The sequence below is a fragment of the Fischerella sp. JS2 genome, assembly GCF_032393985.1.
Lineage (GTDB): Bacteria > Cyanobacteriota > Cyanobacteriia > Cyanobacteriales > Nostocaceae > Fischerella.
The window spans coordinates 4204644-4230659 of record NZ_CP135918.1; the positions used below are offsets into that span (position 1 = coordinate 4204644).

The window sequence follows — 26016 nt, forward strand, 5'->3', positions numbered from 1 at the left end:
CATCCTATAATATCGAACCATCTTAAACGCAAGTAATTATAGATTCATTAAGGAAGTACTTGATACTAGAGAAAAAGTTAAAAGACAAGAGTAAGAGTAAAGCAGTGCCTTACTCCTTGCCCTTTTCCCTGAACTCTAGCCCCCAACTTCTGTTCTCAGGTGCGATAAAAACTTTAATATAAGGTTTGATAGAGGTTAAATTTTGACACTCCCCTGGCTGAATAAATTTCGCTTCGCTCATTTATTCGGAAAGCTAGGGGATTCTAAGAAGTTGTACATAAGCGGGATAAATCCACGCTTGTGGACTTCTCCAATTTAAGAAGGTTAATCCTTCTTGGGGCGGTCAAAGACCCTCTAGACACTCGGTTAAAACCTTCATGCTTACTTTTTCTTCCAATATTCAATGAACCATTCAAATCACTATTAACCAGATGTCCACTTTTTGTTCTGTACAATCCGCGTTTAATTCGTAACCCGGAAAACAGGTACTCTTTGGGATTGTCGGCGTTATAAACAGGTATCTCATCACCATCAATCGCACTAGCAATGGATGTGTAGGATTCTTCCTGTTCAGTGTAATTCAACCCGTATCTTTTACACAGTGCTTTCAATTTGAACCGCAAACTGTGAAAAGGTATTTGGACAAAGTTTTGGTTATTGCGCCCACCAATATTGATTTCTTTTTTGATGCCAAGATTGTACCCTACAATCAAGTTAGCAATACTGTTCTGGATGCAGTGGTTCACGATAAATCGTGCTGTCTTGTTCAGGTAATCTCTGACTTGATTATTGCGTTTTACCACAAGTTTCACTTGTTGATTAGTAATGCCCTTGATACCCTGTTTATCTTTAATAGATTGCAGTTGGGCGTTACGCTTGTTAAACCACTGGTTAATAGATTTAATCGGTTTGCCATCCACAAGAAAGGATGCCCCATTGGTATCAACACAAGCTGCGAGATTATCTACTCCCAAATCAATACTAATAGCACTATCAGTTTTCACTTCTATGGTTTCAGGTGAAACTTCGCTGATAAACTCTACCTCAAAATATCGAGCATCGTATTTTGGGTGAACTCTAACTTCCTTAATCGAATTAATATTGAGTCGCTTAGGGAATGAAATCCAAACCTCACCAAGCTGCTTTTTAAAGGCGTTGGACATTGGGACTCTAAACTTCCCATCCTTAACAACAATTCGTGGAATTATCAGTGCAAAATAGCTATCCTTGGGCAAATAGCTCGGAAGTTTTACCTTCTGTTGGTAACTCCCGTTTTTAACTGCATTCAGCAACCCATAAAAGCTTTTGAATGTTCTATCTACTACCTTCAATGTTTGCTGTGCAATGTCTGTGTTGAGAAGTTTGTAATTCTCATTGGTTTTGCACAGGTGGTAAGCAGACTCATAACGCAAGTGTTTACGCTCCTGAAAAAAGGCGTTGCATAATAGCGGTATGAATTGAGGTCAATTAATCATGGAATGTCCACGCTGTGGATCTTGTCATAACCGTAAGAATGGAAAGAAAAGAGGTAAACAGAATCACATTTGCTGTGATTGTGGTCGTCAATTCATTGATGTCTATAAACCACCCAGGGGCTACTCGGATGAAATCAAACAAGAATGCCTAAAAATGTACGTCAATGGTATGGGATTTCGTGGAATTGAAAGGGTGAAAAACGTTCATCATACTACCATTATTCATTGGGTTAAACGAGTGGGTACACAATTGGCGGATACACCAAATTCAAAGGAAATTCCGCAGGTGGGAGAACTAGATGAATTAGAAACATTTATTGGTTCAAAAAAAATAAAATCTGGTTGTGGACGGCGGTAAATCACTTTACTCAAGGTATTCTTGCTTGGGTTTTAGGTGATCGTAGTTCGACTACTTTCCAACAGTTATGGAACATTGTCCAGTGTTGGCAGAGTTATTTTTACGTCACAGATGGATACCCTGTTTACCCTTGTTTTGTTCCTGATGGTGACCAAATTGTGAGTAAGACCTACATGACACGAGTCGAAAATGAAAACACAAGGCTTAGACATTATTTGGCTCGTCTTCATCGTAAAACTTTATGTTATTCCAAAACCGAGGAAATGCTGAGATACTCTGTTCGATTGTTATTGCACTACCTCAAATATCGTTCTGTTCCCTTACCTGCCTAAAACATACCTTTATTCAGCAACGCCTGAAAAAAAATATTGTCTTACTGTGTAAAGACCCACGTTATACAGGTTTTTACTCAGCCGACACAATTCCCGCACAGCCAAAAACTCAGACTTACTTAGGTCTCGGATTTGGTTCTTTTGGGTCAGGTACATCAACATATTTTCGCTACAATTAACAATGTGCAGCGAAAGTACAATTTAGACAAGATATGGACACAGTGGGCTTTAGCCCACTGTGTTGTTTTTCCCTAGCTAGCTTCAAGCTAGGGGTTTCTAAACTCCCACGAGGCTTTTTATGAAAGTAGCAGTAAGTGGTGCAACAGGATTTGTTGGTAGTCGCTTAGTAGAACAGCTCCACAAAGATGGTCATCGGATATTAGTATTAACTCGTAACATTGCCCATGCTCAAAAGGTTTTCCCCAATCAAGCTTTCTCTAATGTAGAAATTCTTGCTTATACGCCGACGGTATCTGGTACTTGGCAAGAGGCGATCGCTTCATGCGATGGTGTTGTTAATCTGACTGGCGAACCCATCGGTGAGGGACGGTGGACACCAGAACGAAAACAAGAAATTCTCAACAGCCGAAAACTGACTACTCAAAAAATAGTGGAGGCAATAACTAAGGCTGATCCTAAACCTAGTGTTCTAGTTAACGCCTCTGCTATTGGTTACTACGGCACTAGTGAAACTGCTACTTTCGACGAAACAAGCCCATCTGGTGATGATTTTCTTGCCCAAGTTTGTCAGGCTTGGGAAGCTGAAGCAACAAAAGTGACAGAAGTTGGTGTCAGATTAGTAATTCTACGATTCGGCATTGTTTTGGGTCTAGGTGGAGCCTTGGGTAAAATGATTACACCTTTCAAGCTCTTTGCTGGCGGGCCTATTGGTAGCGGCAAACAATGGTTTTCGTGGATTCATATTGATGATTTAGTTAACTTGATTATCCAAGCTTTAACTAAACCAGAAATGTCAGGTGTATATAATGCTACTGCTCCTCATCCAGTCCGTATGTCAGAACTATCTACAACTATGGGCAAAGTCATGCATCGTCCTTCTTGGTTGCCTGTTCCTGACTTTGCCATAGAAGCTCTTTTGGGAGATGGAGCTGTGGTAGTTTTAGAAGGGCAACAAGTTCTTCCTAAACGTACTCTTGAAAGTGGATTTGAATTTCAATATCCTGATTTACAACCAGCTCTAGAAACAATTTTGAAATAACTGGTTGTTGGTTGTTAATTGTTGATGATTGATTGTTGGTTCAGGATAATTCCATAACAACTAACTAGATTGGAATTTTCGGGAAATCCAATTGATGATACCACTAACAATTGCACCACCCATCAGGATTCCAATTGCTGGGTTAAAAACAGGTTGCCAGAGTTTGTACCATAAATCTAAACCTAAGGGTACTCCTGACGCTTTCCCAATCACTGCGATCGCTAACCAGCCAAAACCAAACAGAACAAGAAAGACATCGACTACTAAAATTAGGTTAAGCCAACTTAAAAATTTCTCTTTCATAAGCTTAATATGAATAATGTTAGTGGTTAGCAGTTAGTGGTTAGTGGGAAAATTAACTACTAACTACTATCAACTAACTACTAACACATATTAATTTTCAAATAACCAATTTTTGACTTTTGCCAAACTCTGCCAATCTGGTTTTCTCTTAAAACCATCTTCGATGCTGTCTTTGATTTCCTGTTGCCATTCAGGGCTAAGTGTCAATAATTGATTAGCAGCATCAATATGTTGGCGTAAGCCTTTTTGATTGCTTTCCAACATGGCAATAGCGAGATTTACCCTTGCCTGTGGGTCTTGTGGGTTTAACTTTACTGCTTTTTGTGCAGCCTTGAAAGCGGGGTTGGGTTTGTTATCCAACAGATACAACCATGCTAAACAAGTCCAAGCAGCGCTACTTTTGGGAGCGCGATCGCAAACCTCTTTAAAAACAGGAATCAAAGTCTCTGGTGATTCCCCAGCTTTATAGCGTTCTAAACCTGTATCAAACAGGGATTCAACTGTATTAGTCATTGGTCATTAGTCATTAGTCATTAGTCATTGGCCATCAGTCCTTCGTAAAATGACAAATAACAAAGGACAAATGAGATCTTACACCCCAAATGACTTCCCACAGCCGCAAGTTTGGCTGGCGTTGGGATTGGTGAATTGAAAGCCTCCACCAATCATGGCATCGCTATAATCAAGCATTAAGCCATAGAGATATAATAGGCTCTTGCGATCGCAAACTATTTTGAAGCCGTCATAATCAAAAACATCATCATTTGCGGTAATCTTACTAGGGTCTTCAAAGTCCATTAAGTAAGACATTCCAGAGCAACCCCCTTGACGTACTCCTACCCGCAAGCACAAGTCTTTGCCGCCTTGTTTTTCCTGCAAAAATTTCACTTGCCGCAATGCTGCTTCGCTTAACTGAATTCCCCTTTGTGAAGACTGAGTTGCCTGTGTCATCTGCTTTTTTAACTCCTTATGTGGTTATCGATTACCCTATACAAGCAAAGCGGGAACCTTTAACCCAAAAGTTTCGTCATTGGGTAGCCCCGAATTTTTTAACAGACGCCTTATAAACCACGCGTCTATAAAAACTTTTTTATCCATTTTAGCGATATTGATGTTCTAGATTGCCAAATTGTAAATACTCCGTCAAAAGCACGCAAAGATTTTTATTCTAGAATTGAGAGATTCAATGTGTTTTAGAGATTCGCTATTTTTGGAGTTTCAGCCTTTGGCAGCCCACAGTTACGATTACTCTTAATTCAACAGCTAAGGGAGTTTTCATTGGAGACTAGCCCTGACTCAAAAGTATATTTACAAATCCCTTGTTTTGATTCACTTACTCTATGACAAGTTTTAATCGCTCTACCAGCCGCCGTTTACGGAAATTAACTCAAATTCCTTCTGTATGGGAGGGCGATCGCCGTCCATTGTCATCACCAACCCAGCACTCAGACTCCGAAACCAAGGGCGAATGTATTCTGTGGGTGGATGGTACACAAGGCATTGTGCGGGGAATGGACGTAGTACCTCCAGAAAGCGGGCCAGAGGCAATTGTTCGCACTTTGATGCGAGCAATGGAGAATCCCCACAGTCCTGCTAAACCTGCGCGTCCCCAAAGAATTGTCGTCAGAGACCGGGAAATACAATTTTACTTACGTGGAGTCCTGCAAGATTTAGATATTGCCATTGACTACTCGCCTGAGTTACCTCTAATTGATGAGTTATTTCGTGGGTTTGCCGAAATTCTCGACTCTCAAGTTCCCGAATTACCTCCACAGTATGCTAAAGCTTTGCGAGAAAAAGCTTTAGCAATTTGGCAAGCTGCCCCTTGGGAATTATTAGAAGAACAGCAGATTGTATCAATCGAAATCAACAAATGGGATGTTGGCACACTCTACGCCTCAATGATGGGGATGCTAGGGATGGAATATGGAGTACTTTTGTATCGTTCAGAAGATTCACTGAAGCATTTTCGGGCCACAATTTTAAGAGAAGACGAATCACAAGGAAATTTAGAAGAAGCTTTCCTCAAGCAAGATTGTCTATTTCTGACGTTTGAACATGCTGACGAAACAGACGAAGAGGAAGAATTTGAGGATTTAGCAAAACTGCCACTGTCAGAAATTGAACCTACCTTTGGTAATATTCATCCTCTTGAGGGACTACGCTCGGTTTTATACGATGAAGAAGCACTGATAGTATATGTTGCCCTAGAAAGTCTTTACCGTTTTATTCGCGATCATCGTCGTCATTTGGGTAGCGATTCTTTTCCTGCTTTGAATCGTCGCTACCGCATTTCCCTACCAGATTCTTGTGATGAGCAAACAAAATCAGTAGCTATAACTGTCTCTAGTATGCCGGAATTGGCAGCAGAGTTGGAGGAAATGGCAGGCTATGAAGATGAAGAAGACTCAGAGGATGAGGAGATAGAATCTGAATCTATGCCGATGTTTAGGTCATTGCGAGATGACTTAATACCGGAAGACTCTTTTCTCAGCTTGGGTGTAGTGTCTTGGGAAATGTTAGAGTACTTACGTCAAGGAGTTAATTACCATCAAGCAGGAGAAGTTAAGCCAGTCGGTGATGGTCTGCCAGTTATTCTAATTCAAACTTCGCGCCCTAAAGCTAAGACCGTAATTGAAAACATAGAAAAAGCAGGAGGTCTGAAAGCAATTTGCTTCAATCCTGGTGCTGATCCTTTTGGTGGCGATCGCTATGATCTGGGTTTATTGCAAACTCAAAATGGCGAATTGTTCTTGTTTGGGGAGTTCTTAGATGATGATCCTGTTCACGTTGAGGCTAGAAGAAAATGGAATCAACGCTGTAAAAATACTAAAGGTTTCTGCGGTTTGATCATTGCCAAAGGACTTACTGGTGCTGCCCGTGGTAATCCCCAGTTGCGAGATATGATGGCTTTATTTGAGGCGCGATCGCTTTCACCTAAAGACTTAGGTATTGGTACTCTCCAGCTAATGCCGCAACTGCAATTTGAATAACAACCTTACTAATAACACGATGTAATTGTATATTCATTTGAGTCAAAACTTTTTGCATCCTTTGTATATGGATGTATATGGAAGCAAGCGCTCTTAATCAAGTTATAAATTATTGTTGCAGTCAGGTTTATCTGACTTAATACCAATTTAGTGAAGCTGCATAGAAAATGTCTCAGGTGCTTTCTTAACTTCCAATAACTTAAAAAGCCTACTACATCAGTATTTCTGCAACCATCTTCTCACGGTTGAAGTTTCTCTGTCTGCCCAAGCATTTCCCTAGTTCCTCCTGTTGGTTTACCTACCCACTCTTGAGCTACCACAACATCTGTAGCTTTTCTTTCTAATTTCCCAACCTAGCTTAGGGTAGGCGTTTTTTTGAGTTCCTCTTCGCTCTATGCAATTTCAATCTTAAACACTCGGCTCATGAGTATTTAAACTTATTGAGTTTACTTCTCCTATTATATGCAGCTTCATATTTAATTGCTATAAGCTATGAGCCAATAAATGTATTTCTTGGCGGGATGAAAAGTAATGCAAGATCTAAGATTACCTATTATCCCTTCACAAAATTCTTGATATATATCCTCCCCTTTGTCCCTCTTCCCTTATCTGCTCGACAAATATATCAGAACTCATAGTAAAACAGCATAAGGGGTGTTTTTCCTATCCCTTTTCCCTTTTGACTAAGAAGTATTGGCTTGTCTTTACTGTTCAACCTATAACTATGTTCGTTAATTTTACTTTACTTCTTTCTATAGGAAGTTTTTTATTTAAATATTGCAAAAACTAAACATGAATTATTGTTAATGGCAACTCACAGAAACTTTACTATGTACTTACAAAATTATAAATTTTCTTGATTAGTTTAGTTGTGTTGTGTGCATTTTGCCTTTCTTAAAGATCCTGTATGAGAACCCAATGATTTTATAAAAAACTACTAGTGTTTTATAAGTAAAAATATTTACTCTTTTTATATCTATTATTACTAAATATAGCTTCAATTTTTTTGTATAAAATAACACATGATTTTATTTCAAACTGATATTAATTTAAGCTCTATCTAGTTTAGGAAAATAGACTTTCTATATAAGATGTATATTTTTGAAATTGTATAGTTGTTTATAATATCAAAACAAACTAATGTAATCTTTTTACTATTCCTTATTAAAATTTTCACAAAAATAAAAATCTAACTTTAAGTACAAATTCAGTAAAGATTAAGTAAAGACAACCAATTAAATTAGAAAACATATACAATGAAAACATCAATAAATAGGGTGTTTATACGGCAATATTTACAGTATTAATATATGGAGATGAATGAGAACCCAGATAATAATTCAAAGGGTTTACTACAATTAGAAAAACAATCTGCTGTTTTATATTTAGCTCAACAATGGACCAAAAAGTATTTACAGAATGTAGAACTGAACTACTTCTATGAAGATAAGCAAGATGCTTTAAACTTTAAAAAGGTAGTATCTCCTGAAGGACGAAAAAGAACAGCACAAAAGCTAATGAATTCACTGCGTACTGTGAGTTTACAAGCTTGGAACAAAACAGAAGCATTGTTATCAGAGGAAATCAAAAGGCATCGTATTGACCCGAAATTAATTGATCCTTGGGAGATAACAGCAGATTCTTTTAAGATATACGAACAAGCATTGCATCTATATATCCAGCAACAATCAAGTCAGAACTTACCGACACACATCCCATCATTGAATACAGAAAATTCAGTGTCTGAAAAGATTCAGCAGATGCAAGCACAACATTTTGTCTCTACTCAAATAGCAACAATCATTAGCACAAATGTTTGTTTGCTGCGGCAGAAATACACACAAAATGATCCAAGAGTGATTGGCTTTGTGAGTATGCAGTTTCACTATACTAACCTTGGCTTACTACAAACTATTTCACCTTTGGAACAAATTGTACTTGGCAGTTACTTAAAAGTCATAGACGATCATTTATATATGCCATTACAGCGTGCTTATGATGCAGCAGCAGATCATGACTATAATTCTCAAGTTTTAACAGCAGTGCAAAAACTTTTACCTATTAGTACACAAATTGCCAATAAAATTTGCCAAAAGATAATTGATCTTTACCCTAATTATCATTCCCAGTCTGGTTTATTAAGTGAACCGCTAGTCAGACTTTCCAGTATCAGGGATATAGAAATGTTCCAAGTTTATCTTTGGGTTTGTAGCTTAGAGGGAAGTGTGAATGCAATTCAACAAGAATTGTTTCCATTGTGTGCAATGCTCTACCCAAGATTAAAAATTCAATGGGAGCTGATTCGCTGTATGCTACACCTACTAGAGCAAGAAATATCTCAACATCTGAATACTAAACAAGCTAATACCTTGATGCCTTATTTACAGGTGTTGTGGCACATGTTTTCTCCAAAAGTATTTGACAAACTCACATTGTAGAGGTAGCTAAGTTTCTTGTACATTGCTATCCTCGAACAAATAGTTATTTAGTTAGCAGCAATCATTTTTGCTAAACTATAAAATTTTTGGTCAAGCTTGATTATTCCTCAGCAGAGTTTCTGTTGTGTAGTAACCAATATACGCTATTGTTCCTGTCACAACAATACTTTATTCATTTGTTTTTTGATTCTATTAGAAAATAAAGGACACTTCAAGTAAACCAAATTTTTTACATCAACGATTGCTTGTTTCCTGACAAAAACTCTGATATTCTTATCTCTTTCATCCTCACTAACATTTTGTCAATGATGTTGATATACAGCAAATAACATAATCAAATGACTAATAAAAAATGGGCTGTAAAACGTATTACTGTGAATTTAGCAGCACAGGAGGCCGAAAAATTGGAAAAGTATTGTCAGCAAACTGGTAGACCTGCAACTGACGTGATTCGGGAATTGATCCGAGGATTGTCTGTAGCTGAAGACACCAATGATGGTAACAGATAAGGAGGCAGACAATAGATTAAGAGTACAAAGAAAAAGAAATAAAAAAGAAAGGAAAAATTTGTTTTTGCTTTCTACTTTTTACTTTATTTGACTCTTTTTGGGATTTGTCTGGGTGTTTTGAATCCTTAGACTGTGGATGGAATACAAGTAGCAAATTCCGACACCAACCCAGTTACAATTTGTAAATAAATTGAAAAGGAAGGACGGAATGCGCGTTGCAATCATTGGTGCGGGACTGGCTGGGCTAGCAACCGCTGTAGATTTAGCTGATGCTGGCTGTGAAGTCCAGATTTTTGAGTCCCGTCCGTTTGTTGGTGGAAAAGTTAGCAGCTGGGTAGATGAAGATGACAACCATATTGAAATGGGATTGCATGTCTTCTTTGGCAACTACAATCAGTTGTTGAAATTGATGAAGAAGATGGGAGCCTTTGAAAACCTGCTTCCTAAAGAACATATTCATACCTTTATCAATAAGGGAGGACAGATTGGTGCGCTTGATTTTCGTTTCTTTATGGGTGCGCCTTTCAATGGTTTAAAGGCCTTTTTTACTACCTCTCAACTCTCATGGCTAGATAAGTTGCAAAATGCTGTAGCACTTTCTACAAGTCCAGTTGTCAGGGGTTTGGTAGACTTTGACGGTGCGATGCAGAATATTCGTAACTTAGACAAAGTTAGCTTTGCTGAATGGTTCCGTAGCCACGGTGGTAGTGATGGCAGTATTAAGCGGATGTGGAATCCTATTGCCTATGCTTTGGGTTTTATTGATTGTGAAAACATATCCGCCCGTTGTATGTTGACAATTTTTCAGTTATTTGCTGTAAGAACAGAAGCATCAAAACTGCGGATGCTTAAGGGTTCGCCCTATGAATACTTGCATAAACCGATTTTGGAGTATCTAGAGGCGAGAGGAACAAAAATTTATACTCGTCGGAGAGTACGAGAAGTTCAATTTGCTGAGAAAGAAGAACGAATCCGTGTCACTGGTTTGGTAATTGCTAATGGTGATACAGAAGAAAACATTACTGCTGATGCTTATGTCGCAGCCTGTGATCTGCCAGGAATTCAGCGCCTCTTGCCTCAACAATGGCGTAAGTGGACAGAATTTGACAATATTTACAACTTAGATGCGGTTCCTGTGGCGACGGTGCAGCTACGATTTGATGGTTGGGTAACAGAACTGCAAGATACAGAGGCACGCAAACAGCTAAATCACGCAGCAGGGATTGATAATTTGCTATATACCGCTGATGCCGATTTTTCTTGTTTTGCTGATTTGGCTTTGACTAGCCCTGCCGATTATTATCGGCAAGGGCAAGGATCTTTGTTGCAGTTAGTGTTGACACCAGGAGATCCTTTTATTAAAAAAAGCAATGAAGAAATTGCTCAGCACGTTTTAGCACAAGTACACGAGTTGTTTCCATCATCAAGGGAATTAAATATGACTTGGTACAGTGTAGTTAAGCTAGCTCAGTCTTTGTACAGAGAAGCACCAGGGATGGATATTTATCGTCCTCGTCAAAAAACCCCTGTGGCTAATTTCTTCCTCGCAGGCAGTTATACACAGCAGGATTACATCGATAGCATGGAAGGAGCAACGATTTCAGGAATGCTTGCCGCAAAAGCTATTTTGGAAACTGTGAAAAAATAGTTTGCTGATCCAAAATCTCAAATCCAAAATCTTAAATCCAAAATCTAATGTCTGATTGGTTAGAACATACAGTGCAGATGGAAGTAGAGGCTCCTATAGATTTAGTATGGAGTCTTTGGTCTAATTTGGAGCAAATGCCCCGGTGGATGAAGTGGATAGATTCGGTGACAGTTCCTGAAGATAATCCCGATATCTCATTGTGGAAATTGAAATCTGGTGGTTTTGAATTTACCTGGAAATCCCGAATTCTCAAAGTAATTCCTCATCAAATCATCCAATGGGAATCTATTGATGGTTTACCGAATCGGGGAGCTATTCGTTTTTATGATCGCCATACCAGTAGTATCGTTAAACTTACTGTTGCCTATGCTATCCCCGGTATCCTGGGCAAAATCATGGATAATCTATTTTTAGGACGAATAGTAGAATCAACTTTACACGCGGATTTAGAGCGATTTAAGCAATACGCCTTACAAAAAAAGGCTGAAGGGTGAAAGATGAAGGATAAAGGGTGAATATTAAACTATGAGATGAAGAGTTAAAAATTAAAGATAAAAAAATCCTTCATCCTTCATACTTAATTCTTCATCCTTCATACTTAATTCTTCATACTTTTTTACCACGTTGGATCGCTAAACAAGTTTATCGTTAATTCTTCACATCCGTCTGGAACTGCGCTAATACAAGCACGAATGATTTCTCCATCTTCTAGTTCCACTGTACAAGCGTGACAAGTACCCATCAGACAACCAGTGGGAATAATTACCTCTGCTCGATCAGCAACATCCAGCAGAGGTTCTCCCACTTGGGCGTCAACTGTAACATCATCTGGTAAGAAATGGACACGCACAGTCATCATTTTGAGCTTACTACGACAATAAAGGAGTCAAATCTAAGTGCTGTTCAATTTCTGTGGCAAGAGAATCTAAAAGATTTTCGCGCTGATCTCGATAGTTAGCAACACCTGTAGGCAGAGATTTCAAACCTCGTTGTTGACGTAGACGATTTAACCAAGCACGACGCCAAGGCCCATTGTCAAATATACCGTGGAGATAAGTACCCCAAACTGATTGACAACTATCCACTAATCCTAAGTTCGGGTCGTCAAATAGAGGATAGTAGGATTGGGAATCTATTCCTTGGGTTTCGATGCGCGATCGCCCTTGATGAATTTCAAATCCAGTCACAGGTAAACCCATTTGGGGATGATTAGAAGTCACTTGACGTTGGCGGGCAATTTTTTGTCCCGTTATGACTGTTTTGATGGGTAATAGTCCTAAGCCTTGAAATCTACCTGCTTGTCCTTCTATACCTTCAGGATCGGCAATCATTTGACCAAGGATTTGAAAACCACCGCAGATACCTAAAACTGTACCACCTGCTGCTGCATAATTTTGAATTGCCTCTGCCATACCAGTTCTTTGGAGTAACAGCAAGTCAGCAATTGATGTTTTAGTACCTGGGAGAATTACGGCATCTGGGTGTCCTAATTCTTGCTTAGGGCTTAAGTATTTTATCATGACTGTTGATTCTGATTCCAATGGATCAAAATCGGTAAAATTAGATATTCTTGGTAAGCGAATCACACTAATATTGAGATCTGTACCGGATTTATGCGATTTGCGTTCAAATAAGTCTAAAGAATCCTCCGCTGGGAATACAGTTTCTAAGTATGGAATTACACCAAGCACCGGAATACCTGTGCGTTCTTCTAACCATTTAATACCAGGTTCCAGTAGCGATCGCTGTCCCCGAAACTTGTTAATGACTACACCCCGAATCAAAGCCCGTTCTTCTGGTTCGAGTAATTCCAAAGTTCCAACTACATGTGCAAAAGCACCACCTCGATCAATATCAACTACCAGTAAAGTCGAGGCATTCAAATGTTTTGCCACTCGCATATTAGTTAAATCACGGTGCTTGAGGTTAATTTCTGCCGGACTACCAGCACCTTCACAAATCAGCAAATCAAATTCTGTTGACAAATGCTGTAAAGACTCTTCGATTGAGCGCCATCCTAATTCAAAATATTGCTCGTAGTAATCCGCAGCGCTAACTTTTCCTATAGCTTTACCCTTAATAATTACTTGGGAAGTCATATCACCTTGGGGTTTAAGTAAAATCGGGTTCATTTCTACCCAGGGTACAACTCCCGCAGCCCAGGCTTGTACTGCTTGGGCATAACCAATTTCTCCACCATTAGCCGTGACATAAGCATTTAAAGCCATATTCTGACCTTTAAAAGGGGCCACCCGCCAGCCACGCCGCGACAAAATGCGACAAATAGCCGCCGTCAACAGTGATTTCCCCGCGTGGGATGTTGTTCCCACCACCATAATTGCTTTCATATTCAACTGTTTTTCTAATCCGGTATGATATTAAAAGCATGAAGTGTAATATGGCAATGCTGTTTGAGTGGTCAGATTACTCGTTAAATAGTCATTGATCATTACTCGCTTATCATTAGCATTGGACAAATGATAAGTAACTAGAGACAAACAACGATCTTACGCAACATCTCACATCAAGTCACAAAGCCATAGTAAAGACTTCATAAATGCAGTTGAGACTTCCGTATATATTGTTCCCGCTTCCAGGCGACTCTTAACTTTTTAGTGCAAAATTAGTTAGTAGATAGTAGTTAGTGGCAATCACTAAATTATGACTTAAGCACCCTCCACGAATCCTTGGTATTCTTGGCGTATTGGCGGTACCCTGCGGGAAGCAGCTGCGCGTCTACAATAAATCAAGCTTGTTGGCAATTTTTGCGTAAGTCTTATAACTAATAACTACTACCAACAACTAACAACTAACCAACAACAAATTTTAAAACGGCAGTCTGAACCAACGAGCTACAATATCTAAAAAGCGATCGCGCCATGTTACAGTCGGCAAAGCTTGGCGCTGCAATTGTTCTACTATCTGACGCCCAAGGGGTGTGAGGCGAAAACTATCTGTAATTCCTTGACCATCAACTTCGCGTCGCAGTACACCTACTTTGATCAACCATACCAAAGAGTTGTCTGCTCTTAATTCAGGCAAAGCAGCTTTGGTGTAGCCTTTATTAACACCAGAATTACCAATAATTTCACTCATGGCTACCCGCCCTGAAAGCATCGCTACAAATAAATCAAAATTAAAAGGAGAACAAAGTAGCGATCGCTTGGCTCTTTCTATGGTCTGAGATGGATATGTCAGGGTTTTCTGATTCTGAGCATTAACAATAGGCATTTTGGTTTTCAGTTAACAGTTATCAGTTATCAGTTAACAGTTATCAGTTAACTGATGTCTTTTTTATTTACCTGTAAGTATTGTAAATTATTGTAAAATTTCAAGTGCATCAATAATTTCAAATTTAGGAAGGTAAATTATGCCTCTAGCAGTTGGGACAGATGCACCTGCGTTTACCGTTAAAGATACTAACGGTAACACTGTTTCTTTATCTGATTTCCAAGGTAAAACAGTAGTTCTGTATTTTTACCCTAAAGACGACACTCCAGGTTGCACAAAGCAAGCTTGTAGTTTCCGTGATGCTAAGGAGCAATACACAAGTAAAGATATTGTGGTGCTGGGGGTAAGTGCAGATGATGAGGCTTCGCACCAAGCATTCACCCAAAAATATAATCTCAACTTTCCACTACTAGCTGACACCAACGGTGAATTAATTAAAGCCTACGATGTCGATGGTGGCGGTTATGCTAAGCGTGTTACCTACGTAATTGATGGCAATGGCAAAATTATTCATGTTGACTCTAGTGTCAACACCTCTACCCATGCTGGTGATATTTTAGCTACCTTGGGATTGTAATCAACCTGAGCAAAATCAACAGTTAAAGAGTCAATAATTCAAACTATTGACTCTTGACTGTGACAATTTGAGATTTTGGATTTTGGATTTGAGATTATTTTTCGCAAAATCGCAAATTTAAAATCCAAAATTGTTTGACTTGCCTTCAATGCAACAAATAACGTTACCGATTTGGAGTAGTATTCACACCTGGAGTAATGATCTGCAAACTAGGTGTTAGCTGTTGATTTTGTTGTGTCAATGCTCGTTGTCTAGTTTTAAAAGCTTCTGTTGCTTCATCAAGTTGTTGGTTTTGGGCATTGATATCCAAATTCGGCACACTTAAATTGGCACGATGGATCAAGTTGAACACACCAAAGCCATCATTTGTGTTGGTGTTAGAAAAAGGATTATTGTTATTGTTGTATGGGTCGTCTGTGTTGTTCTGCGGATCGTAATTTGGCAAATTCGGTATCTCGCTAGGTTCAGCAAGGCTAGGTTTTGCCATTAGCAGGGAAGCGAAGCCTATTCCTGCTAAAGTAGTTACAGCGATAAGTTTGAGCGGCAGAAACGAGATTTTCATGCAGATTTACCCCACACATAATTTCAAGTTAATAATGTTTCTATTTTAAATAACTAAGAATTTGTTTGTTGAATAATTACTATATGAGCATAAAAGAATATTTACAAGTCAGTGAAATTATTGACTGGCAGTATCCTACAGTTCTGGAATTAGCGCAAAAGATTGCATCAAGGCATCAAACACCAGAAGCGATCGCTAAAGCTTGTTTTGAATGGGTACGGAATGAAATTTATCACAGTTGCGACTATCAAATGAATCCTGTAACTTGTAAAGCTTCAGATGTACTCAGATACAAAACAGGCTATTGTTATGCTAAAAGCCACCTACTAGCAGCGTTACTAAGAGCAAATGGTATTCCAGCAGGGTTGTGCTATCAGAGATTAAGTATTCATGACAATGGGGAACCCTATAGTTTGCATGGTTTTAATGCTGTGTACTTACCAGAAATAGGTTGGTATCGTGTTGACGCTAGGGGAAATCGTCAAGATATTAATGCTCAATTTACCCCTCCACAAGAACAATTAGCCTATCAAAATAAACTTCTAGGTGAAGCAGATTTTGAAAATATTTTCTGTGAACCTCTGTCAGTTGTTGTGGAGGCGCTACAATCCTCCACCACATGGAACGACATGCTACATCATCTGCCGGATGTTTCCTTAACAGCTTTAGAAAAATATGGTCTAGTTTTGAGAATTACTACCAATTAAATATATAATTAGTCCTCTAAGAAGTTCTTATAAATAATACCAATTTGAAAAAAGAATGCGACAGATGGTAAAAATAGACAGAAGTAGCATTCAGGGTATGTGATGGTAGGGGTAACACAGATCGAGATAGTTGATAGTGTCGAGGAACTAGAGAAGTTGCTCAGACATCAAAAACAGTCTCGGAGCAAAGAACGTATACAAGCCCTATATCTGATTAAAGGGCAAGAAATGAGTGTAAGTGAGATTGCTAAAATCTTGGGAAAACATCGAGCTACAGTACATCGATGGTTGGCAGATTATCGAGAAGGAGGAATTGAGGCGGTTGTTGAATTTGGAACGAGTTCAGGTCGAAAAAGAGCAATACCAGATTGGGCTGTATCGAGTTTGAAAAAACAACTCGAACAACCAGAAGGTGGGTTTCAACGGTACACACAAATACAACATTGGTTAGAAAAAACCTTGGGTGTGCAAGCTGAGTACGCAACTGTACATCATCTGGCACGTTACAGGCTCAAAGCCAAGCTGAAAGTCCCACGTCCGCGTAACCGAAAACAGGACGAAGAAAAACTAGAGTCTTTTAAAAAAAACTCGGTGATGACTTGCAATTAATTGCTCAATACAGTGCCATTATCTTGCCCCAGTACGAAAATATTCGTTATTTTGTACAAGATGAGAGTCGATTTGGACTCAAAACCATTGAAGGACGTAAAATTACTCTTCCCGGAGTTAAGCCTATTGGTGATTGGCAGTGGCAATTTAAAGCGTTCTGGCTATATGGAGCAGTTGAACCACTTACTGGGGAAAGTTTATTTTGGCAGTTTTCTCATGTTGATACCGAATGCTACCAACAATTTTTGAACGAGTTCGCTGCCTGTTATCCCAAATCACTTAACATTCTCCAAGTTGATAACGGCTTATTTCATAAAGCTAAACGTTTACAAATTCCAGAGAATATTGTTCTTTTGTTCCAGCCTGCTCATTCTCCTGAACTGAATCCCATAGAGCGCGTTTGGGAATATCTCAAGCAAGACTTGAAATGGGAGCTATTTGATCACCTGGAGCATCTGCAAACCAAGGTTGCTCAACTCCTAGCTCTCCTCACTCCTCAAATTGCTGCTTCTTTGACTGGTTATGACTTCATCCTCAATGCCTTATCTGTCGCAAACATTTTTTGAATTGGTATAAGATATATAAATATTGTAGATAGCTTTATTTAATACTTTAGCTTATAGAAGCTTTATGAACTTGTTACTCTTAGTTCACATATAACCTAATGTAATATTAGTACTTTAATTTTCTATTTGCTGGCAATTAAAAGCATTGTTAATGAATAATGCCACAAAGCTATTATTGTTTTGGCTTATTACCTAAATAAGTATCTTTAACTTATTAAGAAACATGCAGCAAATAGCTCATACAATGACCCATCAAAAAGTAAACTACCATCATTGCAGCTGCGGCCAATGCAACTAGTAAACCAGCTAACATCAAAGAGAATTCCTTACTTTCGTAAGCTCTTTCCATCAAATGTAGCGACCAGGCTACCAGCGCCACATCAAATACTAATATAGGAATCAACATATTTATTAATATTTTTTAATGCTTCTTTACCAAGTTTAACATCCTTTTCAGGAAGTGTGATGAGTACTGGATCAGTCTATCTTCAGACAAAAGCTATGCTAAAATTTCTAGTACAATCGTACTGGTAATTTATGAGCGCGCAAATAATTTTTAATTTCCTCCACAGTTAATTCCCCGTAATGCAATAGTGAAGCTAGCAAGGCGGCTTCGGCTTTACCTTCTGTTAGTGCTTCATAGATATGTTGACAATTACCTGCACCACCAGAAGCAATGACTGGAATTTGTACAGTTTCGGCGATCACTTTTGTTAATTCGAGGTCATAGCCTGCCTTGGTACCGTCGGCATCCATACTAGTCACTAATAGTTCTCCTGCACCTCGTTTTTCTACTTCTTGCGCCCACTTGAGGGCATCGATGCCTGTATTTTCCCGTCCACCTCGCACATACACATCCCAACCTGGATTGTGAGGATCTTTCCTGCGTCTAGCATCAATGGCAACAACTATGCATTGATTACCAAAGCGATCACTAGCCCGATTAATAAAATCTGGATCGCGTACCGCCGCAGAATTAATACTAACCTTATCCGCTCCAGCTCGTAACAGATTTTTAACATTTTCTAAGGATTGAATACCACCACCAACAGTCAAAGGAATAAAAACTTGTTCAGCAGTACGGTAAACGACGTCAATAATAGTATTACGGTCTTCATGAGTAGCCGTAATATCCAGAAACACTACTTCATCTGCTCCAGCTTCGTTGTAAACCTTTGCTAGTTCTACAGGATTGCCTGCATCTTGCAGGTTAACAAAGTTAACTCCTTTTACAACTCGTCCCGCATTCACATCCAAGCACGGTAAGATTCTCTTAGCTAGCATGACAATCTTTGTACTCCTAAGTAGTTCCCCGGAATTTAAATTTTAAATTGGCAAGCGTATTGATCCAAAAAAAATTTTCCTCCGTATTTATACGCATCGGTGCCACTATCACTTGCCCTCAATTAGTGTAAAGGTAAAAGTTAATAGCTGAAATATGGCGATTATCTCCTCGAAAAAACAGCCTCACGAATCAGGCGATAAGCAACCAAAACAACGCCGGGAGTCGGTAAAAACGTCTCTAGAAGAGAATATTTTGCAACCCGAAGCTGCAATTGATGAACAAGGTAAACAGGAAGAAAGTATTCGACCGCAACGGTTTGCCGATTATATTGGTCAAAAAGATTTAAAAGATGTACTGGAAATAGCTATTAAAGCAGCTAAGTCTAGAGGAGAAGTGCTAGATCACTTGCTATTGTACGGGCCTCCTGGTTTGGGTAAGACCACAATGGCAATGATTTTAGCAGCTGAGATGGGGGTAAACTATAAAATTACTAGCGCCCCAGCTCTAGAACGCCCTAGAGATATTGTTGGGCTACTAGTGAACCTAAAGCCAGGGGATGTTCTATTTATCGATGAAATTCATCGTCTATCACGGATGACTGAGGAAATTTTATACCCTGCGATGGAGGATTACAGACTAGATATTACGATTGGCAAAGGTTCAGGCGCTCGGACTCGTAGTATACCATTAGCAAAATTTACTTTAGTGGGGGCAACAACCCGTGTAGGCGCGCTGACTTCCCCGCTACGCGATCGCTTTGGCTTAGTGCAAAAATTGAGATTTTATGAGGTAGAAGAACTAAGCTTGATTGTGCAGCGCAGTGCAGAGTTACTTAATACCGTTGTTACTAAAGATGGTGCTAAAGAAATTGCTAGGCGATCGCGAGGCACACCACGGATAGCGAATAGACTACTCAAGCGAGTCCGTGATTATGCGGAAGTAAAATCTTTTTCTCAAGTTTGCGAAAACGTTGCAGCTGAAGCATTAAAATTATTTCAAGTAGATCCTTGCGGCTTAGATTGGACAGATCGCCGGATGTTGACTGTAATTATTGAACAATTCAACGGTGGGCCAGTAGGATTAGAAACAATCGCCGCCGCAACAGGTGAAGATACGCAAACCATAGAAGAAGTTTATGAACCTTATTTGATGCAAATTGGCTATTTAAGTCGGACACCCCGTGGTAGAGTAGCGACAACAGCAGCTTATAAGCATATGGGCTTTAAGCCACCGAATGAACAGTTATCGTTGTTATAAAGGAATGAGAAGCAGGGACACGGAAGACACGGAAGACATGGAGGACAAGGAAGAATATTTCTAATAGATTTCCCCCTATCTCCCCCTCTCCCCCCTCTCCCCTGTTTCCCCTGTCTCCCCTCCCCCCTGTCTCCTCCCAATCCCCAATCCCCAATAATGAGATTATTTGTAATTCTGTTGAGTCTGCTACTGTTGTTTGGCTGGAGTCAAGCAGTCATCGCCCAACCCCAAACATCAAACTTCACGCCAGAAGAAATACAAAAATGGGATAATTTGGCAAAATCAGCTTTTGCCGCGACAAGCAAAGGAAATTTTGCTAAGGCTGAACAGTACTGGACAGAAATTATTGAAAGGTTTCCAGATAATGCAGCGATTTGGAGTAATCGGGGAAACTCTAGGGTGAGTCAGAACAAATTGCCACAGGCACTAGCAGATTTTAATAAAGCTATAGAACTTGCCCCTGATGTTACAGATCCTTATTTAAATCGTGGTACAGCGCTGGAGGGTTTGGGAAGATGGGAAGAAGCGATCGCAGACTATAATCATGTCTTAGAAGTCAATCCCAACGATGCGATGGCTTACAACAATCGTGGTACTGCCAAAGCAGGTTTGGGTGAATGGCAACAAGCCATAGCAGATTACCAAAAAGCAATGACGATCGCCCCAAATTTAGTCATTGCCCGTGGTAACTATGCCTTAGTTTTGTATGAAACTGGTCAAATAGACCAAGCCATCCGAGAAATGAAAAATATAGTCCGTAAATACCCAAATTTTGCTGATATACGTGCTGCACTCACAGCCGCACTTTGGGTAAACGGACAAAAAGGTGAAGCTGAAAGTAACTGGGTAGCAGCCTACGGACTGGATCCTCGCTACAAGGATATCAACTGGGTAAAAAATATCCGTCGCTGGCCCCCGAGTATGGTGGCTGCTTTGGATAAGTTTTTGAAACTCCAGTGATGGGGAGAGTGTAAGGGGTGTGTAGACGCGCTTTGCGCGGCTTAAGGTAAGGGTCGAGTAAGTAGTCAATAACCACTAACTACTAACTACTAACCACTAACCACCTACTTTCCCATTTGGACGCTGAATAATTGTTTCCATGACCCGGCGTTTATTTTTGGGGTCAACTCCTACCAAGCGCACATACTCGCCACTGTATTCCGCGAGGCAAGATTCTAAAGTAGAGATAGCATCAGACTCACCATTGATTTGACCAACAGCGCAACTCTGCCAAGAACCTGTGCGGAAACGACGTTCATCTACGTGTTCAATGCCTATTTTGTAACCCTGTGCTAGGAGTTCGCGTATTTGTCCTTGAGTTTCTAGGGTGAGATGAGTGTTTGACGGCTGTGATTTTTGATAGCCGTTACCACCATTACTAACAGGTTGATTAGGTTGTATTGGTGTAGCAGTAGGCTGGGATATATTACGCGAATACAGACCACGATTGTACTCGGTGACTAGCTGAGAAGTCAGAACACGCTGTTGTTCTCTTACCATAAAATTACCCATCTCAATCAAATGAGATAGGTTAAAATTTGGTTTTCTAAATTGCGGTGGGCCTTCTAAACTGTTAACAATCCGCATAGAGACACGTTCAACTCCAACATCATAAATAAAGTCGCGGATTTGTTCGTCATAAATGCGCGATCGCAAAGCACTAAAAAAGTCGATAGACTGATTCAAGAAAGTATCAACAAGTTGTTCTATTTCCCGTTGCGAAAGTCCGTCTTCACTAAAAATTCCGCCAACGATTCCTATTTTGTCATCCCGGTCTGGTTCCCAATAAAATTTTTCCATCCGACCATCGCGAATTAATGGCGCGTACAAAGTAGAAAAATCATTTCCTGTGACAATAATTGGTACACGATGTAATGGTGTAGCGTCATAGCTACCAGGCAACTGTACATCAGTAGGATTATCAGCAATATTCATCAGTGTGGCATTCACCAACTGAGTGTTCACTGTGTACTGTGTACCTTCATCAAAACGTCCTGCACCCGCATCTAAGTCATTAATCATGAGTACGCACATTTTACCGCGCACTTTAATTAATTCTGCGGTTTCCCGATAGCGCAGACGAATTAGACGTGCTGGATCTCCTGCATCTGGACTTTCTAACTCTCCACCAGAAATGAGAGTCACTTCCACACCCATTTGTTCAAAAACTAACTCACATTGAAAGGATTTACCTTCACCTTTGCGTCCATGAATACCTAAAATCAAAGGTACTCTTAAACCAGGGAGATCAAGAAAGTTTTTGGTGATATGAACAGCAACTTTGTCTAGAAAACGAGGAGAAATGTAGTAACTCATAAACCTTGGGGATAGATCGAATATCTTAAAATCATGTTAATTTTTTTAGTGACAAATAGTCACTCTTCTTTAGAGATAGATAAGTTTTTTCACCGTTAGTTGTAAAAATTCTTCATCTGTGAAAACTGATAGTATTTTTTATCGTCTTTTTCAAAGCTTTCCTAGCATTTTCTTTGAACTTATCCAACAACCACCTCAACTTGCCAATGCTTATCAATTCTCATCAGTTGAAGTTAAACAACTGTCATTTAGAATAGATGGCGTTTTTCTTCCCTATTCTGTTGAACTACCCATATATTTTAGTGAAGTTCAGTTTCAAGCTGATAAAAAATTCTATTCTCGCTTCTTTACTGAAGTTTTCAACTATCTTGATAAAACTGAATTAACAAATAATTGGCGCGGTGTAGTTATATTTCCTAGTAGCAGTGTAGATACAGGAGAAACACAACGCTACATTGAATTACTCAATTCTCAACGGGTAAATCGTGTTTATCTAAATGAACTAACTTTAACAACAGAACCATCTCTTGGAATTGAAACTGTTAAATTAATTGTAGAACCAGAAGACACTGCAACAACAAAAGCTAGGGAGCTAATATCTTCTGCTCAACAACAGATAGTGAATGAAGTTACTCAACAAGAACTCATACAATTGATAGAAACGATCATAGTCTATAAATTTCCGCGCCTGAGTCGGGAGGAGATAGAACAAATGTTGGGAATAGGTGAATTAAAGCAAACACGGGTATATCAGGAAGCTTTTCAGGAAGGTAAGTTAGAAGGTAAGTTAGAAACAATACCTCAGTTGCTAACACTGGGATTAACTGTAGACCAAATAGCTCAAGCTTTGGGTATAGAAGTTGAACTAGTTCGGAAGGTTGCTAGTGAAAAAGTTTCTAGTGACAATATAAATACTTAAAAACTTTATTGATAGGTAGTTGTTGATTGTTGCTTCCAAATGCCAAATAACTGATAACTAAAAACTTCTCAGTAAATAAGAGAGGTAGAGTGATCTACCTCTCTAGTTGAGGGAATATATTAATTACTCACAGCTTACAAGCTTTAGTATCTGCCGCTATTGGGCTTGTGAACGATAAAGCTGAGAATTTGACACTGTTTAACGTTATCAAATCCGACAACGCGGATGAAGCAGTTGCCATACTGTGAACGGCAAGCTTGTACTTCGCTCAATACTTCTTGAGTGCTTCTAGCGCTGAACAAAGGCAGTTTCCACATTGTCCAGTAGTATACAGTAGGCTCTGAGGATTCGTTGAACTCGATCGCTGGAATGTAACCTTGATTCAGAATGTACTGGATCTGCTTAGAAATTTGAGCATCGGTGAGGGGAGGAAGGTAAGAAAGGGTTTCGTAACGACGCTCTTTTGGTAGAGTTTGCATAGCTAAATGATAATTATTGCGGTTGACATTGGTTATTCAGTTATCAGTTATAGTTTGTTAACTGTTAACTGTTCTCTGTTCATTGTTTGGATCTGAGATTGCTTGCTGTTCTGACTCAGAACAGGGGCTTGTTTGATTTAACTGCGTTATCCGCTCAAGATGCTGGCGACGGTGTTCCATATTGGCTTGTTGAATACCAGCGCGAACCATTTCCGGTAAGAATTCGGTGACTTCCTCCGCTATATGTTCTCTGACTGTCATGAGCCGCAATGCTAAATCCGGCTTTTCTTGGAAAAGTTCTTCAATGTAAGCTTCTCCATCCTGGATTTTGTCTTGTGCGGAAAAGCGATGCAGCCAATATGCCAAGGGAGGATTGGTTTCACTGAGTTGAGCCAACACCGTCCTCACTGCCTGATATGTCAGGTAGCTTTGCAGCGTCTTGGCTGTGTCCTTCGCAATTTGTTTAATATTCATGCTTGACCCCAGCCCCTGTGAATTTTAGATTGTGGGTTTTGGATTTTAGATGAATCCAAAATCCAAAATCGCAAATCTAAAATCGTCAGACTGTATCCATTGCCTCGAACTCGAACTTGATTTCTTTCCAAAGTTCACAAGCAGCAGCCAACTCAGGAGACCACTTAGCAGCTTCACGGATAACGTCGTTACCTTCGCGAGCCAAGTTGCGGCCTTCGTTACGAGCTTGAATACAAGCTTCCAAAGCCACACGGTTAGCGGTTGCACCAGGAGCGTTGCCCCAGGGGTGGCCAAGAGTACCGCCACCGAATTGCAGTACGGAATCATCACCAAAGATTTCTACCAATGCTGGCATGTGCCATACGTGGATACCACCAGAGGCAACAGCCATGACACCAGGCATAGAAGCCCAATCTTGGGTGAAGTAAATACCGCGAGACTTGTCTTGCTCAACATAGTTTTCGCGCAGCAGGTCAACGAAGCCCATTGTAATGCCGCGCTCACCCTCCAGCTTACCGACCACCGTACCAGTGTGAATATGGTCTCCACCAGACATCCGCAGAGTCTTAGCCAAAACACGGAAGTGGATACCGTGGTTCTTTTGACGGTCAATTACAGCGTGCATCGCCCGGTGAATGTGGAGCAATAGACCATTGTCACGACACCAACGAGCCAAGGTGGTGTTAGCAGTAAAACCTGCGGTTAAGTAGTCGTGCATGATGATGGGCATCTTGAGTTCTTTAGCGAACTCTGCCCGCTTGAGCATTTCTTCGCAGGTGGGGGCGGTAACGTTCAGGTAGTGACCTTTGATTTCGCCTGTTTCTGCTTGGGCTTTGTGAATTGCATCAGCTACAAACAAGAAGCGATCGCGCCAACGTTGGAAAGGCTGAGAGTTGATATTTTCGTCGTCTTTGGTGAAGTCCAAACCACCGCGCAAGCACTCGTATACAGCGCGTCCGTAGTTCTTCGCAGACAAACCGAGTTTGGGCTTAATAGTACAACCCAACAAAGGACGACCGTATTTGTTTAATTTATCACGCTCAACTTGGATACCGTGGGGAGGCCCTTGGAAAGTCTTGAGGTAAGCTACTGGAATCCGCAAGTCTTCCAGACGCAGCGCCCGTAGAGCTTTGAAACCGAATACGTTACCTACAATTGAGGTCAACATATTGGTTACAGAACCTTCTTCAAACAGATCCAAGGGATAGGCAACGTAGCAAATGAACTGGTTGTCTTCGCCTGGAACTGGTTCGATATCGTAGCAACGACCTTTGTAGCGGTCTAGGTCGGTCAGCAAGTCCGTCCACACGGTTGTCCAAGTACCAGTGGAAGACTCAGCCGCCACAGCAGCGCCAGCTTCTTCGGGTGGAACCCCTGGCTGGGGTGTAACACGGAATGCTGCTAAGATATCCGTGTCTTTTGGTGTGTAATCAGGGGTGTAATAAGTTAGTCTGTAATCTTTTACCCCAGCTTGATACCCTGCTTTAGTCTGAGTCTTCGTTTGAGCGTAAGACATAAATTCCCTTCCAAGAAGTCACTCTTTCTACTTACAAACCACGCCGCGTGCAACTCCCGCTAACCTTAGCTGTTTCCCCCAAGCACAAAAGAAGATTCGGAACATCTTTTGTTTTGGGGTTGTCTTTAGATTAAGGTTAGTGGTTTTTTGACTTAGAAGACTTCATAGAAACCCTCATAAGTCTCGACTGGAGTCTTCACCCCTAAGGACTGTGGGGAAATTTTCTCACCAGTGTACTTGCGT

General features: G+C 40.2%; 28 protein-coding genes. 14 read left to right on the plus strand and 14 right to left on the minus strand.

Going from position 1 to position 26016, the window contains the following annotated elements; genetic code table 11:
- Positions 1-263: 263 nt before the first annotated feature.
- Positions 264-1412 (minus strand): transposase, encoded by a 1149-nt coding sequence (locus tag RS893_RS17825; RefSeq protein ID WP_315786241.1) that lies wholly within the window; start codon positions 1410-1412, stop codon positions 264-266.
- Between the two features lie 61 nt (positions 1413-1473).
- Here RS893_RS17825 and RS893_RS17830 point away from each other — a divergent pair.
- A protein-coding gene (locus RS893_RS17830) for an IS1 family transposase (RefSeq protein WP_315784082.1) occupies positions 1474-2165 on the plus strand; the annotation gives its coding sequence in 2 pieces (ribosomal slippage) (positions 1474-1798 and positions 1798-2165; 693 coding nt in all).
- A 298-nt stretch (positions 2166-2463) separates the two neighbouring features.
- Positions 2464-3384: a thylakoid membrane protein ThyD gene (gene thyD / locus RS893_RS17835; RefSeq protein ID WP_315786243.1), complete on the plus strand. Its 921-nt coding sequence runs from the start codon at positions 2464-2466 to the stop codon at positions 3382-3384.
- A 60-nt stretch (positions 3385-3444) separates the two neighbouring features.
- On the opposite strand, the gene RS893_RS17840 is transcribed toward thyD, so the two are convergent.
- The 3 genes from RS893_RS17840 to RS893_RS17850 all read right to left on the minus strand — a co-directional run bounded on the left by RS893_RS17840 (position 3445) and on the right by RS893_RS17850 (position 4638).
- Complete coding sequence (locus RS893_RS17840; RefSeq protein ID WP_026085987.1) at positions 3445-3687, minus strand: hypothetical protein; 243 nt, start codon at positions 3685-3687, stop codon at positions 3445-3447.
- A 90-nt stretch (positions 3688-3777) separates the two neighbouring features.
- Positions 3778-4200 (minus strand): tetratricopeptide repeat protein, encoded by a 423-nt coding sequence (locus tag RS893_RS17845; RefSeq protein WP_315786249.1) that lies wholly within the window; start codon positions 4198-4200, stop codon positions 3778-3780.
- A 78-nt stretch (positions 4201-4278) separates the two neighbouring features.
- On the minus strand, positions 4279-4638 hold the full coding sequence (locus tag RS893_RS17850) for an iron-sulfur cluster assembly accessory protein (RefSeq protein WP_315786251.1): 360 nt from the start codon (positions 4636-4638) through the stop codon (positions 4279-4281).
- Between the two features lie 389 nt (positions 4639-5027).
- Here RS893_RS17850 and RS893_RS17855 point away from each other — a divergent pair, with 389 nt between their 5' ends.
- From RS893_RS17855 to RS893_RS17875, 5 genes are all read left to right on the plus strand, one after another.
- Complete coding sequence (locus tag RS893_RS17855; protein ID WP_315786254.1) at positions 5028-6680, plus strand: DUF6930 domain-containing protein; 1653 nt, start codon at positions 5028-5030, stop codon at positions 6678-6680.
- 1310 nt (positions 6681-7990) lie between these two features.
- Positions 7991-9118 carry a hypothetical protein gene (locus RS893_RS17860; RefSeq protein ID WP_315786256.1) on the plus strand — a complete coding sequence of 376 codons (1128 nt, stop codon included), beginning with the start codon at positions 7991-7993 and terminating at the stop codon, positions 9116-9118.
- Positions 9119-9456: 338 nt separating this feature from the next.
- On the plus strand, positions 9457-9627 hold the full coding sequence (locus RS893_RS17865; RefSeq protein WP_315786259.1) for a ribbon-helix-helix protein, CopG family: 171 nt from the start codon (positions 9457-9459) through the stop codon (positions 9625-9627).
- 208 nt (positions 9628-9835) lie between these two features.
- Entirely contained in the window at positions 9836-11275 is a 1440-nt protein-coding gene (zds, locus tag RS893_RS17870) for a 9,9'-di-cis-zeta-carotene desaturase (protein WP_315786263.1), read from the plus strand.
- 47 nt (positions 11276-11322) lie between these two features.
- Complete coding sequence (locus tag RS893_RS17875; protein ID WP_315786266.1) at positions 11323-11769, plus strand: SRPBCC family protein; 447 nt, start codon at positions 11323-11325, stop codon at positions 11767-11769.
- Between the two features lie 122 nt (positions 11770-11891).
- Here the strand turns inward: RS893_RS17875 and RS893_RS17880 are convergent, their stop codons facing one another.
- The 3 genes from RS893_RS17880 to RS893_RS17890 all read right to left on the minus strand — a co-directional run bounded on the left by RS893_RS17880 (position 11892) and on the right by RS893_RS17890 (position 14506).
- Complete coding sequence (locus RS893_RS17880) at positions 11892-12131, minus strand: 2Fe-2S iron-sulfur cluster-binding protein (protein WP_102152061.1); 240 nt, start codon at positions 12129-12131, stop codon at positions 11892-11894.
- A gap of 13 nt (positions 12132-12144) precedes the next feature.
- Positions 12145-13623, minus strand: a complete 1479-nt coding sequence (cobQ, locus tag RS893_RS17885; protein ID WP_315786268.1) for a cobyric acid synthase CobQ — start codon at positions 13621-13623, stop codon at positions 12145-12147.
- Positions 13624-14101: 478 nt separating this feature from the next.
- Positions 14102-14506: an Npun_F0494 family protein gene (locus RS893_RS17890; RefSeq protein ID WP_315786272.1), complete on the minus strand. Its 405-nt coding sequence runs from the start codon at positions 14504-14506 to the stop codon at positions 14102-14104.
- 139 nt (positions 14507-14645) lie between these two features.
- On the opposite strand from RS893_RS17890, the gene RS893_RS17895 reads away from it, so the two are divergent.
- Positions 14646-15083, plus strand: a complete 438-nt coding sequence (locus tag RS893_RS17895) for a peroxiredoxin (protein ID WP_315786274.1) — start codon at positions 14646-14648, stop codon at positions 15081-15083.
- Positions 15084-15246: 163 nt separating this feature from the next.
- Here RS893_RS17895 and RS893_RS17900 read toward each other — a convergent pair whose 3' ends face one another.
- Positions 15247-15645 (minus strand): hypothetical protein, encoded by a 399-nt coding sequence (locus tag RS893_RS17900; RefSeq protein WP_315786276.1) that lies wholly within the window; start codon positions 15643-15645, stop codon positions 15247-15249.
- An 89-nt stretch (positions 15646-15734) separates the two neighbouring features.
- On the opposite strand from RS893_RS17900, the gene RS893_RS17905 reads away from it, so the two are divergent.
- The 3 genes from RS893_RS17905 (at position 15735) to RS893_RS17915 (ending at position 17527) form a co-directional block, all read left to right on the plus strand.
- The gene (locus tag RS893_RS17905; RefSeq protein ID WP_315792012.1) at positions 15735-16352 is read left to right on the plus strand and encodes a transglutaminase family protein; all 618 of its coding nucleotides are present in this window, start codon (positions 15735-15737) and stop codon (positions 16350-16352) included.
- A gap of 102 nt (positions 16353-16454) precedes the next feature.
- Complete coding sequence (locus RS893_RS17910; protein ID WP_315785251.1) at positions 16455-16961, plus strand: helix-turn-helix domain-containing protein; 507 nt, start codon at positions 16455-16457, stop codon at positions 16959-16961.
- A complete protein-coding gene (locus tag RS893_RS17915) occupies positions 16952-17527 on the plus strand; it encodes an IS630 family transposase (RefSeq protein WP_315785248.1) in 576 nt (191 codons plus the stop codon). Before RS893_RS17910 ends, RS893_RS17915 begins: the two co-directional genes overlap by 10 nt.
- Positions 17528-17741: 214 nt before the next feature.
- On the opposite strand, the gene RS893_RS17920 is transcribed toward RS893_RS17915, so the two are convergent.
- Both RS893_RS17920 and hisF read right to left on the minus strand, forming a co-directional pair.
- A complete protein-coding gene (locus RS893_RS17920) occupies positions 17742-17933 on the minus strand; it encodes a hypothetical protein (protein ID WP_009458276.1) in 192 nt (63 codons plus the stop codon).
- Between the two features lie 107 nt (positions 17934-18040).
- Positions 18041-18811: an imidazole glycerol phosphate synthase subunit HisF gene (gene hisF / locus RS893_RS17925; RefSeq protein ID WP_315786316.1), complete on the minus strand. Its 771-nt coding sequence runs from the start codon at positions 18809-18811 to the stop codon at positions 18041-18043.
- A 154-nt stretch (positions 18812-18965) separates the two neighbouring features.
- Between hisF and ruvB the strand changes: the two genes are divergently transcribed.
- Both ruvB and RS893_RS17935 read left to right on the plus strand, forming a co-directional pair.
- Positions 18966-20069, plus strand: a complete 1104-nt coding sequence (gene ruvB, locus RS893_RS17930) for a Holliday junction branch migration DNA helicase RuvB (RefSeq protein ID WP_315786318.1) — start codon at positions 18966-18968, stop codon at positions 20067-20069.
- Positions 20070-20225: 156 nt separating this feature from the next.
- Positions 20226-21029 carry a tetratricopeptide repeat protein gene (locus RS893_RS17935; protein WP_315786321.1) on the plus strand — a complete coding sequence of 268 codons (804 nt, stop codon included), beginning with the start codon at positions 20226-20228 and terminating at the stop codon, positions 21027-21029.
- Between the two features lie 96 nt (positions 21030-21125).
- On the opposite strand, the gene RS893_RS17940 is transcribed toward RS893_RS17935, so the two are convergent.
- On the minus strand, positions 21126-22385 hold the full coding sequence (locus tag RS893_RS17940; RefSeq protein WP_315786323.1) for a ribulose bisphosphate carboxylase small subunit: 1260 nt from the start codon (positions 22383-22385) through the stop codon (positions 21126-21128).
- A 118-nt stretch (positions 22386-22503) separates the two neighbouring features.
- On the opposite strand from RS893_RS17940, the gene RS893_RS17945 reads away from it, so the two are divergent.
- Positions 22504-23304, plus strand: a complete 801-nt coding sequence (locus RS893_RS17945; RefSeq protein ID WP_315786326.1) for an Rpn family recombination-promoting nuclease/putative transposase — start codon at positions 22504-22506, stop codon at positions 23302-23304.
- Between the two features lie 143 nt (positions 23305-23447).
- Here RS893_RS17945 and RS893_RS17950 read toward each other — a convergent pair whose 3' ends face one another.
- From RS893_RS17950 to RS893_RS17960, 3 genes are all read right to left on the minus strand, one after another.
- Complete coding sequence (locus tag RS893_RS17950; protein ID WP_315786329.1) at positions 23448-23783, minus strand: ribulose bisphosphate carboxylase small subunit; 336 nt, start codon at positions 23781-23783, stop codon at positions 23448-23450.
- 57 nt (positions 23784-23840) lie between these two features.
- Positions 23841-24257: a RuBisCO chaperone RbcX gene (rcbX, locus tag RS893_RS17955; protein WP_315786332.1), complete on the minus strand. Its 417-nt coding sequence runs from the start codon at positions 24255-24257 to the stop codon at positions 23841-23843.
- A gap of 85 nt (positions 24258-24342) precedes the next feature.
- A complete protein-coding gene (locus RS893_RS17960) occupies positions 24343-25773 on the minus strand; it encodes a form I ribulose bisphosphate carboxylase large subunit (protein WP_315786335.1) in 1431 nt (476 codons plus the stop codon).
- Positions 25774-26016: the final 243 nt, after the last annotated feature.

What these genes read in the sequence shown, in the direction of transcription:
- thyD (WP_315786243.1), top strand. Translation starts at nt 2,464, where the DNA reads ATGAAAGTAGCAGTAAGTGGTGCAACAGGATTTGTTGGTAGTCGCTTA.
- RS893_RS17840 (WP_026085987.1), bottom strand. Translation starts at nt 3,687, where the DNA reads ATGAAAGAGAAATTTTTAAGTTGGCTTAACCTAATTTTAGTAGTCGAT.
- RS893_RS17845 (WP_315786249.1), bottom strand. Translation starts at nt 4,200, where the DNA reads ATGACTAATACAGTTGAATCCCTGTTTGATACAGGTTTAGAACGCTAT.
- RS893_RS17850 (WP_315786251.1), bottom strand. Translation starts at nt 4,638, where the DNA reads ATGACACAGGCAACTCAGTCTTCACAAAGGGGAATTCAGTTAAGCGAA.
- RS893_RS17855 (WP_315786254.1), top strand. Translation starts at nt 5,028, where the DNA reads ATGACAAGTTTTAATCGCTCTACCAGCCGCCGTTTACGGAAATTAACT.
- RS893_RS17860 (WP_315786256.1), top strand. Translation starts at nt 7,991, where the DNA reads ATGGAGATGAATGAGAACCCAGATAATAATTCAAAGGGTTTACTACAA.
- RS893_RS17865 (WP_315786259.1), top strand. Translation starts at nt 9,457, where the DNA reads ATGACTAATAAAAAATGGGCTGTAAAACGTATTACTGTGAATTTAGCA.
- zds (WP_315786263.1), top strand. Translation starts at nt 9,836, where the DNA reads ATGCGCGTTGCAATCATTGGTGCGGGACTGGCTGGGCTAGCAACCGCT.
- RS893_RS17875 (WP_315786266.1), top strand. Translation starts at nt 11,323, where the DNA reads ATGTCTGATTGGTTAGAACATACAGTGCAGATGGAAGTAGAGGCTCCT.
- RS893_RS17880 (WP_102152061.1), bottom strand. Translation starts at nt 12,131, where the DNA reads ATGACTGTGCGTGTCCATTTCTTACCAGATGATGTTACAGTTGACGCC.
- cobQ (WP_315786268.1), bottom strand. Translation starts at nt 13,623, where the DNA reads ATGAAAGCAATTATGGTGGTGGGAACAACATCCCACGCGGGGAAATCA.
- RS893_RS17890 (WP_315786272.1), bottom strand. Translation starts at nt 14,506, where the DNA reads ATGCCTATTGTTAATGCTCAGAATCAGAAAACCCTGACATATCCATCT.
- RS893_RS17895 (WP_315786274.1), top strand. Translation starts at nt 14,646, where the DNA reads ATGCCTCTAGCAGTTGGGACAGATGCACCTGCGTTTACCGTTAAAGAT.
- RS893_RS17900 (WP_315786276.1), bottom strand. Translation starts at nt 15,645, where the DNA reads ATGAAAATCTCGTTTCTGCCGCTCAAACTTATCGCTGTAACTACTTTA.
- RS893_RS17910 (WP_315785251.1), top strand. Translation starts at nt 16,455, where the DNA reads ATGGTAGGGGTAACACAGATCGAGATAGTTGATAGTGTCGAGGAACTA.
- RS893_RS17920 (WP_009458276.1), bottom strand. Translation starts at nt 17,933, where the DNA reads ATGTTGATTCCTATATTAGTATTTGATGTGGCGCTGGTAGCCTGGTCG.
- hisF (WP_315786316.1), bottom strand. Translation starts at nt 18,811, where the DNA reads ATGCTAGCTAAGAGAATCTTACCGTGCTTGGATGTGAATGCGGGACGA.
- ruvB (WP_315786318.1), top strand. Translation starts at nt 18,966, where the DNA reads ATGGCGATTATCTCCTCGAAAAAACAGCCTCACGAATCAGGCGATAAG.
- RS893_RS17935 (WP_315786321.1), top strand. Translation starts at nt 20,226, where the DNA reads ATGAGATTATTTGTAATTCTGTTGAGTCTGCTACTGTTGTTTGGCTGG.
- RS893_RS17940 (WP_315786323.1), bottom strand. Translation starts at nt 22,385, where the DNA reads ATGAGTTACTACATTTCTCCTCGTTTTCTAGACAAAGTTGCTGTTCAT.
- RS893_RS17950 (WP_315786329.1), bottom strand. Translation starts at nt 23,783, where the DNA reads ATGCAAACTCTACCAAAAGAGCGTCGTTACGAAACCCTTTCTTACCTT.
- rcbX (WP_315786332.1), bottom strand. Translation starts at nt 24,257, where the DNA reads ATGAATATTAAACAAATTGCGAAGGACACAGCCAAGACGCTGCAAAGC.
- RS893_RS17960 (WP_315786335.1), bottom strand. Translation starts at nt 25,773, where the DNA reads ATGTCTTACGCTCAAACGAAGACTCAGACTAAAGCAGGGTATCAAGCT.